This is a genomic window from Pseudomonas sp. ASL4 (assembly GCF_056680395.1).
This window is the reverse complement of record NZ_CM155280.1, coordinates 6,649,192-6,664,014: the sequence shown is the minus strand read 5'-3', so window position 1 is coordinate 6,664,014 and position 14,823 is coordinate 6,649,192. Positions and strand designations below refer to the sequence as shown.

The 14,823-nt window shown below is 52.4% G+C and carries 17 protein-coding genes; 16 read left to right on the top strand and 1 reads right to left on the bottom strand.

Features of this window, described 5'->3' with window-relative positions; genetic code table 11:
• Positions 1-54 precede the first annotated feature (54 nt).
• The 15 genes from AC1MEW_RS30455 (at position 55) to AC1MEW_RS30385 (ending at position 12,974) form a co-directional block, all read left to right on the top strand.
• Positions 55-966 (top strand): LysR family transcriptional regulator, encoded by a 912-nt coding sequence (locus AC1MEW_RS30455; protein WP_201255977.1) that lies wholly within the window; start codon positions 55-57, stop codon positions 964-966.
• Positions 967-1,574: 608 nt separating this feature from the next.
• Positions 1,575-2,867, top strand: coding sequence for an ABC transporter transmembrane domain-containing protein (locus AC1MEW_RS30450; RefSeq protein ID WP_480424698.1), 1,293 nt, complete (start codon positions 1,575-1,577; stop codon positions 2,865-2,867).
• Between the two features lie 53 nt (positions 2,868-2,920).
• Positions 2,921-3,370, top strand: a complete 450-nt coding sequence (locus tag AC1MEW_RS30445) for a beta-barrel domain-containing protein (RefSeq protein WP_480424697.1) — start codon at positions 2,921-2,923, stop codon at positions 3,368-3,370.
• Between the two features lie 101 nt (positions 3,371-3,471).
• Positions 3,472-4,296 (top strand): hypothetical protein, encoded by an 825-nt coding sequence (locus tag AC1MEW_RS30440; protein WP_201255980.1) that lies wholly within the window; start codon positions 3,472-3,474, stop codon positions 4,294-4,296.
• Positions 4,297-4,418: 122 nt separating this feature from the next.
• Positions 4,419-4,937 carry a hypothetical protein gene (locus tag AC1MEW_RS30435; RefSeq protein ID WP_201255981.1) on the top strand — a complete coding sequence of 173 codons (519 nt, stop codon included), beginning with the start codon at positions 4,419-4,421 and terminating at the stop codon, positions 4,935-4,937.
• 349 nt (positions 4,938-5,286) lie between these two features.
• Positions 5,287-5,703, top strand: coding sequence for a hypothetical protein (locus AC1MEW_RS30430; protein WP_322270725.1), 417 nt, complete (start codon positions 5,287-5,289; stop codon positions 5,701-5,703).
• Positions 5,704-5,963: 260 nt separating this feature from the next.
• Positions 5,964-6,377, top strand: a complete 414-nt coding sequence (locus tag AC1MEW_RS30425; RefSeq protein WP_480424695.1) for a hypothetical protein — start codon at positions 5,964-5,966, stop codon at positions 6,375-6,377.
• 300 nt (positions 6,378-6,677) lie between these two features.
• A complete protein-coding gene (locus AC1MEW_RS30420) occupies positions 6,678-6,998 on the top strand; it encodes a hypothetical protein (RefSeq protein WP_323570567.1) in 321 nt (106 codons plus the stop codon).
• A gap of 191 nt (positions 6,999-7,189) precedes the next feature.
• On the top strand, positions 7,190-8,701 hold the full coding sequence (locus tag AC1MEW_RS30415) for a hypothetical protein (RefSeq protein ID WP_480424694.1): 1,512 nt from the start codon (positions 7,190-7,192) through the stop codon (positions 8,699-8,701).
• A 127-nt stretch (positions 8,702-8,828) separates the two neighbouring features.
• Positions 8,829-9,554: a PA3715 family protein gene (locus AC1MEW_RS30410; protein ID WP_323570566.1), complete on the top strand. Its 726-nt coding sequence runs from the start codon at positions 8,829-8,831 to the stop codon at positions 9,552-9,554.
• A gap of 6 nt (positions 9,555-9,560) precedes the next feature.
• Positions 9,561-9,977: a fosfomycin resistance glutathione transferase gene (gene fos, locus AC1MEW_RS30405; protein ID WP_480424692.1), complete on the top strand. Its 417-nt coding sequence runs from the start codon at positions 9,561-9,563 to the stop codon at positions 9,975-9,977.
• 65 nt (positions 9,978-10,042) lie between these two features.
• Positions 10,043-10,681, top strand: coding sequence for a LysE family translocator (locus AC1MEW_RS30400; RefSeq protein WP_201201413.1), 639 nt, complete (start codon positions 10,043-10,045; stop codon positions 10,679-10,681).
• A gap of 90 nt (positions 10,682-10,771) precedes the next feature.
• Positions 10,772-12,121, top strand: coding sequence for a sensor domain-containing protein (locus AC1MEW_RS30395; RefSeq protein WP_201201421.1), 1,350 nt, complete (start codon positions 10,772-10,774; stop codon positions 12,119-12,121).
• Positions 12,122-12,237: 116 nt separating this feature from the next.
• Positions 12,238-12,396, top strand: a complete 159-nt coding sequence (locus tag AC1MEW_RS30390) for a KGG domain-containing protein (RefSeq protein ID WP_082356627.1) — start codon at positions 12,238-12,240, stop codon at positions 12,394-12,396.
• Positions 12,397-12,470: 74 nt separating this feature from the next.
• Positions 12,471-12,974 carry a DUF4142 domain-containing protein gene (locus AC1MEW_RS30385; RefSeq protein WP_201195290.1) on the top strand — a complete coding sequence of 168 codons (504 nt, stop codon included), beginning with the start codon at positions 12,471-12,473 and terminating at the stop codon, positions 12,972-12,974.
• Between the two features lie 48 nt (positions 12,975-13,022).
• On the opposite strand, the gene AC1MEW_RS30380 is transcribed toward AC1MEW_RS30385, so the two are convergent.
• Complete coding sequence (locus AC1MEW_RS30380; RefSeq protein ID WP_322270731.1) at positions 13,023-13,433, bottom strand: low affinity iron permease family protein; 411 nt, start codon at positions 13,431-13,433, stop codon at positions 13,023-13,025.
• Positions 13,434-13,737: 304 nt separating this feature from the next.
• Here AC1MEW_RS30380 and AC1MEW_RS30375 point away from each other — a divergent pair, with 304 nt between their 5' ends.
• Positions 13,738-14,823 carry a type I restriction endonuclease gene (locus AC1MEW_RS30375; protein ID WP_322270732.1) on the top strand — a complete coding sequence of 362 codons (1,086 nt, stop codon included), beginning with the start codon at positions 13,738-13,740 and terminating at the stop codon, positions 14,821-14,823.

Here is a 14,823-nt window from a genome sequence, read left to right as displayed (position 1 = left end):
TGGACTCTAGGGTATTCGCCGCGCAAATTTAAATTCCAAATAGCTATGTTGGACATGCATCAGATGAATGAACTTCGGCGCATTGACCTCAACCTGCTGGTGATCCTCGACGCCTTGCTCAGCGAGCAACACGTGACCCGCGCCGCCGAGCGCCTGCACCTGAGTCAGCCGGCGGTCAGTCATGCGTTGGCGCGATTACGCGACTTGCTCAGTGATCCATTGCTGGTGCGCGCTGGCGCCAGCCTTGTACCGACCCCGCGTGCGATGGAATTGATCGCGCCACTGACCGAAGCCCTGGCCCAGGTGCAATCACTGTTGGCTCCGAACACCTTCGATCCGGCGACCGCCAAGCGCACGTTTCGCCTGGCGATGTCCGACTACGGCGCCGCCATCGTTCTGCCGGGGCTGATTCGCACCTTGCGCCGGGAAGCGCCGGGCATCGACCTGCAAATCAGCCACGCCAGCCGCGAAGGCATGCTCGATGGCGTGCTCAACGGCGATATCGACGTCGCGGCAGGGGTGTTTCCGGAACTGCCAAACGAGCTGCGCAGCACGCCGCTGTTCGACGAGCACTACGCCTGCCTGCTCGACCGCAACAGCCTGCCCGCCGACGGCGTACTCGACCTGCCAACCTACCTGGCTCGCCCCCATGTCCTGCTGGAAATGCGCGGCAGCGGCACCCCGGAAATCGAACGGGCGCTGACGTCCCTGCGCGAACGCCGTCGCGTGGCCATCAGCCTGCCGCACTGGAGCGTTGCGCCGGAGTTTATTAGCGGTACGGATTTGATTCTGACGGTGGCGTCGCGTGGGTTGCGCAGCGTTGATGAGCAGTCGCTGATTGTTGTTCCGCCGCCATTTCATATTCCATCGTTTACGTTTGTGTTGGCGTGGCATAAGCGGCGGGGTGGGGATCAGGCGTTGAACTGGCTCAATGGGCGGATTGGGGAGGGGATAGTGCACGGCTGAATTCGTCCGATGACATTGACGTCTGGACGGGTGAGTTGTGCGGTGCGACTTGTTGATAACGATGCAGACGTTATCCGCGAGCCGCTTCATTGATTTTGCTGAACCAGCGCTGAATGGAGTTGATGTTACCGGAGTTGGTTCTCAGGGAAATCGAGGTGTTTCTTGCCTGAAGGATGTTTTTATTGATGCATGGAGTCGGTGCTGAAACGGCAATTGTACGGTTTGTGTTACTTAGTTGTGCAATTGAACATTAAGTCGATGACCCGTGAACGGCTCGATTTATAGGGTCTGTAACGTTCGCTCCAGGCGTGCCTTTTCATTTTATTATTTCTTTTTTGATACATGTTCGAGCACTGACATTGCCCGCGTAGCCGGCCGTGAGTGAGTTTTTTCGGACATAAACCGCCGCTTTTTCTGGTTGGGCATAGATGCTAGCCTCTAATGGCTCTTTGATATTTCATGTATCTAATTATCAAGTTTTGAATGGCTGACAAGTCGCTCGTTTAGCGGCAACGCTTTTTAAATGTATTCGCCCGCTTAAGATTGGTTCGACGCGCTTGATGTAAGCACGACGCGCTTTCATCATTCGTTAATGCCGTTGAGTTGCTATGCCTGACCCTAACGCAAGGACCCGCGTTTCGCCCGAAACGCCACAACACAATGGAAGTGAAGACAGTGGCATTGCGTCACTCGTCGTCATTGCCCAGTTGTCCGGCGTCGCCATCAGCGCCGACCGCCTCAAACACCTGTCAGGCATGTCCCGGCCTATCGATGCCTTGACGTTGGTGCGTCTGGCCCGGCAGGTCGCGCTCAAGGCCCGCTCTACCACCAGCCACATCAGTCGTATTGCGCAGACGCCGCTTCCCGCTATCGCCGAACTTCGGGACGGACGCTTTCTGGTCGTGGCCAAGTGTGCGAACGACAACGTCTTGCTGCACGATGAAGTGCAACAGCGCACCTTTCAACTCACCTTGGCCGAGTTTGAACAAATCTGGTCCGGTCGTTTAATCCTGATTACTTCCCGCGCCATCCTGGCACAAGGCGGCGGCAAGTTTGATATGTCGTGGTTCATTCCGTCGATTGTCAAATATCGCAAACAATTTCTGGAAGTGTTGGCTGGCTCGTTTTTCCTGCAACTATTCGGTTTGATTTCGCCGTTATTTATGCAGGTCGTGATTGATAAAGTGCTGGTGCACAAATCAATGTCGACCCTGGATGTATTGGCGTTCGGCCTGATTACCATCTCCGTATTCGAAGCATTACTGGGTGGATTGCGCACTTACGTGTTCAGCCATACCACCAATCGGGTCGATGTCGAACTGGGTGCGCGCCTGTTCAATCACTTGCTGGGGCTGCCGCTGGCGTATTTCCAGGCGCGGCGCGTGGGCGACAGTGTGGCGCGGGTGCGTGAACTGGAAAATATCCGCAACTTCCTCACCGGTAACGCGCTGACGGTGGCTATGGATATGTTCTTCACCCTGGTGTTCTTCGCGGTGATGTTGACCTATTCGCCCATGCTGACCTTGATCGTGTTTATCTCGTTGCCGTGCTACATCGCCTTGTCGGTCATCGTGACGCCAGTGCTCAAGGCCCGACTCGATGAGAAATTTCGCCGTAGCTCGGAAAACCAATCGTTCCTGGTGGAGTCGGTGACTGGCATCGAAACCATCAAGTCGATGGCCGTCGAACCCTTGATGCAGCGTCGCTGGGAAGAACAGTTGGCCGGCTACGTGTCCAGCGCCTTCAAGGCTTCCAGCCTTTCCAGTTCGGCCAATCAAGTGGCGTCCCTGATCAGTAAGCTCACCACGGCGGCCTTGTTGTGGTTTGGCGCCAGGCTGGTGCCATCGCGCAATTTCGCCGCGAACAACTCGACGCCCTCAATCAGGCGCAACAGCAACTGACCCAGGACCAGGGCGACGAAACCAAGTCCCGATAACGTCAATCGCAAACCCATTTGACCGCCCCGGTGGGCGGCACCGTTCAGGAACTGGCCGTGCACACGATTGGCGGCGTCGTCACCCCGGCGCAAGCCCTGCTGGTGATTGTGCCGGACGACGCCGGACTGGAAATTGAAGCGCAGATTCTCAATCGGGATATCGGTTTTGTCCGCTCGGGGCAGGACGCCGAAATCAAGCTGGATGCCTTTCCGTATACCCACTACGGGACGATTGCCGGCAAGGTCATGTCGATTTCCCAAGACGCGGTCAAGGACGACAAGTTGGGGTTGGTCTACCCGGTACGGATTCAACTGGGCGCGCATTTGATTGTGGCGGATGGCAAAAGTATTCAACTGGAACCCGGCATGTCGAGTTCGGTGGAGATCAAGACCGAGCAGCGGCGGATTATTGAGTATCTGTTGACGCCGATGTTGAAGTATCAGAGTGAGGCGCTGAGAGAGCGGTGACCCGTAGTCTGAAGAGTATATAAAGAATTTTGGCCAGTCGCGGCCTTCATGGCCGTTTGCGGTCAGTTGATTGTTGTAACTTTTAAACTTAGGGGGATAGATTGAACATCAACGAGATGGCAGTTTTTGCAGCTGCTGCAGCTTTGTGCACAACGGCATTCGCCGGAACAGACGATATAAAAGCATCGAATAATCAGTTTGAAGTCCAGGCCATTTCCACGAAAGTCGATTATAAGGAAACCAACGATGGGAGATTAGGCTCTCGTGCCGGAAAGTTGGATACGGAAAACGGCCATGTCCCCGGCTTTGCGTTATCTTTTTCCATGATGAAGGACGACTTGCTGGACAACGAATACTTTCAATATCAGTACAGTAAAAACGACGGACATACCGGGTATACAGGCGCATTCCAGTCGGGAGGAAGTTTCGGTTCTGTGGTCAGACAGTCTGACGCAACCATTTCCGACTACAGTCTGCGTTGGGGCAAAGGTTTTGCGCTTGACGGGGCGTTCATGATCACTCCCTACGGCGAGCTTGGCCATCATGAATGGCAGCGCGGCATTAATGCAGGCGAAACCTACACCCATAGCTGGTATGGCGCCGGCACGCTTGTCCAATACTCGCCCTTTTCCCGTCTGGTATTTACCGCCAATGCCTTGGTTGGACGCACGTTCGCAGCAGACATTGACGTGAATGGCCCCCATGGCTTTTCTGGTTCGCTCGGAAATTCCAATCTGTATAAAGCCGGGTTATCTACAGATTATGCATTCACGAAAAGATTCCATGGCAATGTGGGCGTCGATTACACGTCCTTTAAATATGGCGCCAGTGCTACGCAAAGAGTTTCGAGCAGATTGGTGTCATGGGAGCCGGACAGTGAGACCAACTACACGACTTTAAAGATTGGGGTTGGCTACGCTTTTTGAGCATGTAGTCCGAAAGGGTACGGTTTTATTAATTAGAAAGGTGTGCTGATAAAATAAATCTGTCCCCTTTCTCGTTTGAGATAGGGTAGTTGCTTTTGAAATTTTAGATGAGGGGAAGGGCAATGAAGAGTGGCGGTAGTTTTATGCGTAGTCGTTATGGTTTGCTTCTACTTGCACTGATAGTCCTTGGCGTTTTGATTTTTTATAAATTTAGGAAGGATGATACTCCTGTAGATACGGGGGGCAGCGAGCTTCAAATACGTGGCAAGCAATTCAGAGCTGAAGTGGACAGCACTTTTTTGAAAATGAGTAAAGTGAGTGCGCAGCGCACATACGACTTAACCGATGTGTGTAAAAAATACTTCCCCACTGCTACTACGTTCTCTGACGTTAAAGTGATTATGCTTGCTGCGGGAACGATCCCTTCAAAGCCTGATGGATTGATTTTAGTCCCGGATTACAATCATAGTCTTCCTGTTGATAGTCCAGACAGGAATGATCTGGGGAGCGGATTTCTTCTCGGAAAGTCATTGATGTCAAATGCGATATTTGAAATCACTTTTAGACCTCTGGATGCAAATGAAACCCCAGAGAAAATAGGTAAAGTCATGTGGTGTTTTGTTAGGGTTACCAATCTTTAGTTTTTTGGATCGCTTTAAAGTGCCAAATTCAGCGTCTTCAATATCGGTTTCAATAGTCCCTGTTAAGTCGCTTTTTGGAGTGGTGACATATCACGAAACTCTCATATACACATCTGCGGATGGGTCATATTATATATCTGTAGAGCCCACTACTTCGCGTGCGAAAGGGGACAGATTTATTTTTAGAACCGTGCGCCAAGAAAACAAATCTGTCCAATTTTTTTGTTTTGAGGGGAAGGTGAGATAGTATAAAATTTTTTTTGTTAGGGTGTTTCTATTGTACAGGTTCCAAAATTTTAGGTTTTTAGTTGCTGCGATGAGCAAGGATTACATATTAAGGAGAGCTGAAATGTCTTTTGTTTATGAGCGGATTGGTATGGATGAAGCAGAAAATAAAATACGCTGGAAAACGCATCCAGAATATCAAAACCTATGGAAGGCTCATCCGGATTTTTGGGTGATAGATCGTGATCTTGATGTTTTTATTTGGCGTGTTCAAGGACGTATGCCTGAATCGCCTAATGAGATTTTCGGGTTGTACTGGAAAGAAAATGGGGAGGGGCGGGTAGAAATAATTAAGACGCTAAAGGTAAGCCCAGGTACAGATAAAAAATTATGCGATGTTTTTTTTGACGTTATACGAATCAAACTTCCCGCGTCACTCGAGTTGGAACGGGGACAGGTTGAGAATGCTCTTAAAGATGCTTTAGAGACTTTTGCAAGTCACGACAGAGGTATTGGGGATGTTCGGGTGTCTATTCGCTAATCAACAAATTAACTGATTTGTTTATTGAGGTTTATATCATGGTGAACTGAATGGCTAGTTATTCATTGTTTGCGGCATTAAACGTTTAAAGCAACTGTCAACGTATGATGAGTATAAACAAAAACGGGACAGATTTATTTTTTAGAATCGTGCGCCAAGAAAATAAAGCTGCCCCATTTTTTTCTTTTTTTTGTTAGTGTCGCATGTTGTTGAATTGTTGTCTAAAATTAAAAGAAGTTACTATTGCTGAGGGAAGTGCAATGTCATTCGTAGCTGAATCAATTAGTGAAGAAGATGGGAAAAAAATGCATTGGGAGCAATACCCTGAATATCAAAATCTGTGGAAGGCTCATCCAAGTTATTGGGTGATAGATCGTGAGCTTGATGTTTTTATTTGGAGTGTTAAAGGGCGGATGCCTGAGTGGCCTAATGAGATATTCGGGTTGTACTGGAAAGGGAATGGGGACAGTAGGATAGAGGTAATCAGGACGCTAAAGGTAAGCCCAGGCACAGATGAAAAGTTATGTGATGTTTTTTGGGATGTTATGCGAATTAAACTTCCAGAATCACTCGAGTTGGAGCGGGGGCAGATTGAGAATGCTCTGAAGAATGCATTAGAGGCTTTTTCAAAGCGCGTCGGCGGCATAGGGGATGTCCGGGTATCTATTCGCTAGTCAATAAATAAATTGGTTTATTAATTGATATTTGTATAGTGGTGATCTGAATGGCTGGGTTCTCCTTATTTACTGCATTAAACGTTTTAAAACAACTGTCAATGTATGATGAGTATAAACAAAAACGGGACGGATTTATTTTTTAGAATCGTGCGCCAAGAAAATAAAGCTGTCCCATTTTTTTTTTTGTTAGTTTCGCATGTTGTTGAATTGTTGTCTAAGATTTAAAGAAGTTACTATTGCTGAGGGAAGTGCAATGTCATTCGTAGCTGAATCAATTAGTGAAGAAGATGGAAAAAAATGGATTGGGAGCAATACCCTGAATATCAAAATCTGTGGAAGGCTCATCCAAGTTTCTGGGTGATAGATCGTGAGCTTGATGTTTTTATTTGGAGTGTTAGAGGCCGGATGCCTGAATGGCCTAATGAAGTTTTCGGGTTGTACTGGAAAGGGAATGGGGGCGGTAGGGTTGAAGTGATTGAGACGCTAAAGGAAAACCCAGGCACAGATGAGAAGTTATGCGATGTTTTTTTTGATGTTGTACGTATCAAACTTCCCGCGTCGCTCGAGTTGGAGCGGAAACAGATTGAGAATGTTCTTGAAGAAGCTTTTGAGGCTTAGTAATTGATCCTTTTGCCTCGTCAACCGATAACGGTCATCTAACTGGCCAGAATTTAACGGATTTTCAGCTGGGCGAGTCGTCGCTTAGTACGGTCGCTGCAGATGGGATCACGTTTGAATCCCTTGCCGGCAAGGATCTCACCGCTCTGGGCGTTGTTGCGATTGGCTACTCATTCTATGAGGCTGAGCAAATGGCTCAACAGCAAGCGGCGAGAGGAAATAGTGCTGCGGCTGAAAAGACCATGATGGATTGGACTGTCAGTACGGAAGGTGGAATAACCGGAGGTGCGTTGGCGGCAGAAAATGCTGCACCACTCCTGCTTGGAGGTCCTGCTGGATGGATTGGCTACAGTGCGCTGGTACTCGGCGGAGGAATAGCTGGCAGTATTGCACCTAGCGCAACGCAGCATTTACTCGATGCGCTTACAGACTCTTCAAGTCCTGTCGCCACCTCCCAAACTACCAATGCGGATGGTAGTTTTTGGAATACGCTAACGTATACGAATGGGATTCAGGCGTCACAACTAACATACTCACCACCCGGTCTAACCCCGCTATACCAAGATACTGTAAAAGTCCTCGATGGCAATGGTGGTTATACCGAGGTTTCAGCGTCGATTTCAAGTACCGGCATAGATACGAAAACAAGCGTTTACGCGTTGGCCAATGGGCAGTCAGCATTGCAAAGCACTACTACACTTTCTGCTGATGCTTTAGGTAATACCCAGGAAGTTATCTCCAATGGGGCAGGTAATCCTACAGAAATAATTTACGACGCCCCACAAAATAGTGGCGGAGATACACAAACCCAATCGATTTTTAATAGCAGTGGTCAAGTTGAAAACTCACAAAGTATCAATACACAAACCAGTGGTTTGGTCTTTGACTCCATTTCTGGTATTGGTGCCGTTGCTAACCTTAACAGTGCTGGGGTTTCTTTGGCTGACGGATCCAGTGCGACGGTAATTGGCTCCAATAACAGCGTTAATGTTGGCGCAGGAAGTCAAGCCACCATCAATGGCTCGGACAATAACATCACTGGCGCAACTAACGCTTCAGTAGATCTGGCAAGCGGATCGAGCTGGGACGTCGTGACGATGATGAAAAATGGCGAAGTAATCATCGCTAGCGCAGACACCGGAACAACTATCAACGCCAGCAATAGCACCGTGGCCATCGGCGCAGATACCAGCGTCTCAATTAACGGCAGCGCTGACAAAGTCACTGGAGGCATTGGTGATACGGTCATCACCCTGGGAACGGGAGAAAACGTCACACTGGGGACAGGAAGTACGCTGGCCATGACCGGCACCAATGAAGAAGCCAATCTGTCGAACGGCACCGTTTGGCTGGGTGCCAACACGACCTTGACCGGTAGTGGATTGACCGGCTCCAACGACACACTGGGCGGCAGCGCCAGCGACTCGGTTGTCGAGTACGGCAACAATGACGTTACGTCATTGGGGCTGGGAAGCACGCTGGCCATGACCGGCACCAACGAAGAAGCGAACCTGTCGAACGGCACCGTTTGGCTGGGTGCGAAGGGTGTGACCGGTATCCTTGAGGTCATCACGACCCAGACGGCATTGGCCAACGCGCTGCAACAGCAGATCAGCGCGCTGGCTGGCTGGCAGAACGCACGCATTCAATTGGCGTCGAGCTTGGGGAGCCTGGATTTGCAAAGTCTTTACTCGACGCCTTGAAGTCCGCTCGGCGTATCCGTACCGTTTTGGTTGGTTTTTTTTCCACGAAAAGCGACTAGCCAGTAGCAATACAAGGCGAATGCAATTAAACACTGAGCACCGTTCGTGCTGATCAGGGAAGAACATGATGACTACAAAGAAACTGCTGAGCTCGATGGTCGTTCTCGGCTTCATGACTGCTGCCGGACAGGTGCAAGCAGGTTGCGAGGATGCACCTTTCGGCACGCAATCGTTCACCATTTGCAAAGTCTGGCCGGCGTATGACGACCAGACGATTGTCGCAACATCGACATTCAAGCCCGATTCCGCCGATGCCAACAATGATGGCGGTAATGTCGATCTCGAGTTGGGGCTCATCCAGTCTTCCAGCTCGAAACGCCTGGCCAGCTACCGTAAAAAAGACGCCTATTATTCGGACGCTGTGGCGTATGAAGGGCTGGCGATTGATACGGCGCGCTACAAGTTGACGCCGGACGATCGCGCGTTTGGCATTCGCTCGAATTTTGAACACAGCTCAAGCGTCGCCCCGTACCACAAAACCGAACTGGCGCTGTATCTCAAGCAGGGCGATACATTGCGTCCAGTGTTGGAAGGGCTGGTCATTTCCACGGGCCGGGGCGAGTGGGACGGTCACTGCGCGGGACAGGGCGAGGAAACTCAAAGAACCGTCGATATCGGCAAAACACTGCATAACGGCTTTGCGGATCTTGTGGTCAGTTCAACGGTGACGGTGACTGAAAACTTCGTCGTTGGTGAAGAGTGTCAGGACACGTCTAAAACGTCGAAAACAACCCGTGTCACCCTGAGCTACGACGGTAAACACTACGTCGTGCCAGAAGCACTCAAAGGTTAATCCCCCATGCTCACCGGCCTCAACCACCTGACCCTTGCCGTCACCGACCTGAACCGCAGCGTGGCGTTCTACCAAGGCTTGCTGCAACTACGCCTCGACGCGAGTTGGGACGCCGGCGCCTATCTCTCGCTGTCGGGTCTGTGGTTGTGCCTGTCACTCGATCCACTGCGCAAACCCGAACCCGCCGCTGACTACACCCATTACGCGTTCACCGTCAGTGCGGCGGACTTCCCTGTGTTCGTTGAAAAGCTGCGCTCGGCCCAGGTTCAGGAATGGCGCGACAACCGCAGCGAAGGTGCGTCGTTCTACTTCCTCGACCCGGACGGCCACAAGCTTGAAGCCCATGTCGGTGACCTGGCCTCACGCCTGGCAGCCTGTCGACAGCGCCCATATGCCGGAATGAAGTTCTTCGACGATCAGTAAGTCGATCCCCGAAAACCTGAGATAGACTTGCGTCCATTCGCCCAAACGCTTCAACAGGACTTCCCATGACCCCATCGCTGCTAATGGCCGTGCTCGCTTCCGGTTTTATCTACGGCATCACACCCGGGCCGGGCGTGCTGGCGGTGTTCGGGATTGGCGCGGCCCGTGGTCGGCGCGCGGGGGCGGGGTTCTTGTGCGGGCATTTGCTCGGGGATGTGGTTTGGTGCAGCACCGCGTTGATCGCGATTGTCGGCGCCCGGGAAATCGGCAGTACCGCGTTCGATGTGTTGGGCGTGCTCAGCGGCCTGTATTTGTTCTGGCTCGGCCTGCGCGCGGTTCGCGCTCGTCGCAGCAGCGCCGAAGCACCGCAAGGGCCGGCGCGGCAGCCGTTCTGGCACGGTATTTTGTTTGGCCTGACCAATCCGAAAGCCTATCCGGTGGCGGTGGCGACCTTCACCGCGCTGTTGTCCAGCCGCGCCGAATTGCTCCATTGGTCGATGCTGCCGTGGCTGATTGCCCTGAGCTTTGTGGGCGGATTGCTGGCGTACGCTATCCTCATTGGCATTGTCGGTGCGCGGCGGGTGCGCACCTTGTATCAACGCCATGAACTGTTGATCACCCGGTTGTGCGGGGTGATGTTTATCGGTTTCGCCATCAATGCCCTCGCGCATGCATTGCCGGGGTTGGTGACGAACAAGGCTTGAGGCTGATTGCAGGGAGGCGTCAGTGACACAGTCATAACGGTCAAGGACGGTTTTTTTATCGCTGCATTCTCCGGACACGCTCCCTGCACCATGGCCACCAGAAATTCCGCGCCTTTGGCGAGTTACATTGACCTGTTGCTGGACGCCGTTTGTGCGGTGGATAAACAAGGTCGCTTTGTATTTGTCAGTGCAGCCTGCGAGCGTATTTTCGGTTACACCCCTGACGAACTGATCGGCCAGCCGATGATCGACCTGGTGCACCCCGCCGACCGTCAGCGCACCCTCGATGCCGCGCGGGAAATCATGGGCGGCGAGCCCAAGCTCAACTTCGAAAACCGTTACCTGCGCAAGGACGGCCGCGTGGCGCATATCCTCTGGTCGGCACGTTGGTCGGAAGTCGATCAACTGCGCATCGCCGTGGCCCGGGACATCACCGAACGCAAACAGGCCGAGTCACGACAAGCGGCGTTGTATGCGATTTCCGAAGCAGCCCATGCAGCGGAAGATTTGCTGGCGCTGTTCAAACGCATCCACTCGATCATCGGCGAATGGTTGCCGGCGCTGAATTTCTCCGTCGCGCTGTACGACGAACACTGTGCGCAGCTGAACTTTCCCTATCACGTCGACGACCGCGAACATCAGCCCGAACTGCCGGGCACCGTCACCGGACGCTTGTGCGCCGAGGTGATTCGCAGCGGTCAGCCGATCCTGTTGACGCCGGACCAGGATGACCCACCCGAGGGCTTCGAAGTGTTGGTGGCGGGGCAGGACTCACCGTGCTGGCTCGGCGTGCCACTGAACTCGCAAAACGGCACCATCGGCGCGCTGATCGTCAAAAGCGTGGCCGGTGGCGAGCGCTACACCGAGCAAGACAAAGAACTGCTGCAATACGTCTGCGCCCAAGTGGCGACTGCCATCGAACGCAAGCAATTGCACGCGCGGCTGCAGCGCATGGCCCAGTACGATCAACTGACCCAGTTGCCGAACCGCGAATTACTCCGCGACCGGCTCAAGGCGTCGCTGGCGCGGGCCCGTTTGGAGGGCGGACGGATGGCGTTGCTGTACGTTGATCTCGACCGTTTCAAACAGGTCAACGACACCCACGGCCATGCGGTCGGCGACATGCTGCTGCAAGCGGTGGCCAATCGGCTCAAGGGTTGCGTGCGCGATAGCGACACGGTGGCACGCATCGGCGGGGATGAGTTCGTGGTGCTGCTGCACAGCATTCATGCGGCCGAAGACGCCGCCAGCGTCGCCGCAAAAATCCGTCAGGTGCTGGTGCAGCCTTTGCGCCTGGACGGCCACAGCCTGAACATCGAACCCAGCATCGGTGCAGCGCTCTATCCCGAGCACGGCACAGAAGAAAAGCAGTTGTTCCGCTACGCCGATGAGGCCATGTACGCAGTCAAACGCCTGCGTCACCCGCCGCTTGAGGTCTGAACGTTCGCTGCCGTTCGTCGCAGCATCCCCAGCTTTTCTAAACCTTTGGGCGGATCTGAATTCAGATTCTTTGCGAGTGTTTGCTCGCCGAAATCATCACCAAGAGGAAGAGAATCATGCCTACTTCAAGAAACTCGAACTCGGGAAACTTCGCCAACGATCGAACGAAGGCATCTGAAGCCGGTCGCAAAGGTGGGAAAACCACCACCACGACTGTCGAGAAAGACCCTGCGAAAACCGATATGGGCCGCAAAGGTGGTCAGAAGTCTCGGTAGTGGTGAAGGATGTTTTGATTGAGCGGCGGGGGCGAAAGCCCCCGTTTGAATTTTTTCAGAAGGAGGGCGCGACCATGAGCCGGATGGCCACCCATTTACGCAACGCCAGTTTTGCCACGCTACTGGGCCTGTGTGCCACCAGCGCCTTTGCGCAGTCGCCTGCCGACTTCATCAACGATGCGTCCGCCAAAGGCATGGCCGACATCGAAGCCAGCCGTCTGGCGCATCAGAAAACTGAATCCAAAGAGGTTAAGGACTACACCATCGTGGTCATCAACGACCTGACCACCGCCAACCAGCACCTGGCGAAAATCGCCAAGAAGCTCGACCTGCCGGTGGCGCCTCGCGAGGACGTGATCGACAAGTCCAAAGCGCTGATTCCGCAAGTTAAGGAAGACGCGGCCTTCGATCAGGCTTATGTCGCCAGTCAGGTGAAAACCACCCAAGAAGCCATCGCGCAGATCCAGCAAGAAGCGCAGACCACCGACGTGCCGGAAATCAAAGCGTTTGCCGAAGAAACCCTGCCAAAACTGCAAAACCACCTGCAGATGGCCAAGGCGTTGCAAGCCAGCCGCTAGGCTGTTCATGTGTTTCGCGAGTGGCCTGAGCCACTCGCGAATACTCATTTAGCACTGATCCAGATTTGGTTTGCGTTTGTCATCGGCAGCCGCGCTTTCCAGTGAAATCGTCTCGTTCTCGCCAATCGCCCGATACATCGCCCTGAGTTCTTCCAGTTCCTTGAGGCTCTTGCCATCCAGTCCGAGCATCGCGTTCTGGGCGTCAGTGGTGGCGCGCAGCAGTTCATCAATTTTCAGATGCAAAATATCGTTGTCGCGGTTCTGGGTGTTTTGAATCACAAACACCATCAGGAACGTGATGATCGTCGTCGACGTATTGATGATCAGCTGCCAGGTATCGTTGTAATGAAACATCGGCCCGGTCATTGCCCAAATAACGATCAGCGCCACCGCGACCACAAACGTCTTCGGACTGCCTGCCCACATCGAAAGAGCCTGAGACATTTTTGCGAATTTCATTGCCGTTTTCCTTATAGAGGATGCGTCTGAATTTCAGACAGCGACGGCTTGTTGAAATTTCTTTTTACAATTCAATCGAAGTGAACGCTAAAAGATCGCAGCCTTCGGCAGCTCCTACGTGGAATGCGATTGGCGTAGGAGCTGCCGAAGGCTGCGATCTTGATGGTCTGGAGGAGGATTGTCCCTCGCCCACGACGCTGTTCCTGAACGGAATCTTTCTTTGTGCCGGTTTGTGTCTAGTATCAATGGCAGTCAAATCGCCAGCATGCGAAATCACGGATCGAAACCAAGTAAGAGGCTACTCATGGAATTCTTTGAAAAGTTAACAAGCCTAGCTGCCAAAGTTCGTTTGCAAAGCGCTGCAATCAAGACCGAAGAGGCGACCAAGAACGCCTTTGTGATGCCCTTTATCAGCACAGTGCTTGGCTACGATGTCTTCGATCCGACCGAAGTAACGCCTGAGTTCGTGTGCGATATCGGAACGAAAAAGGGCGAGAAAATTGACTACGCGATCATGAAGGAGGGCGAAGTTCAGATTCTGATCGAGTGCAAAAAAATCGGCGAGCCACTGCACATCAATCATGCCTCTCAGCTCTTCCGTTATTTCCATGTCACCAGTGCCCGCATCTCTATCCTGACCAACGGCCAGGTCTACAAGTTCTTCACCGACCTGGATGCGCCGAACAAGATGGACGAGAAGCCGTTTCTCGAACTTGATCTGCTGGATATCGATGAGTACTCCGTTCCTGAACTGGTCAAACTCACCAAGTCTGCATTCGATGTCGATTCGATCATCAGCGCTGCCGGTGAGCTGAAGTACGTCAGCCAAATCAAAAAGGTCATTGCCGCGCAGGTCATCAAGCCGGATGACGACTTTGTGAAAGTGTTCGCGTCCCGCGTGTACGACGGGGTGATTACGCAAAAAGTCCGTGAACAGTTTCATGAACTGACGAGAAAAGCGGTTGTGCAGTTCCTGAATGACCAAATCAATGACCGGCTCAAATCGGCCATGAGTGGTGTCATTCAACCTGCGTTGGCTTCTCTACCAGTTTCCTCCAGCGGCGCTGAACAGCCTGATGTGCGAGATGAGTCAGAGGACAAGGTTTTGACAACACTGGAGGAACTCGAGGGCTATCACATCGTCCGTGCCGTGGTTCGTTCTGTTGTAGATGCCAAGCGGATCGTTCAACGAGACACCCAGAGTTATTTCGGCATTTTGCTCGACGACAACAACCGCAAACCGATTTGCCGCCTCCATTTCAATCGCTCACAAAAATACATCGGGATCTTCGACGAAGAGAAAAATGAAACCCGGCATCCAATCGGTTCGATCGACGATATCTACAACTATTCGGATCATTTGAAAAAGACAGTCGGCTATTACGATTAA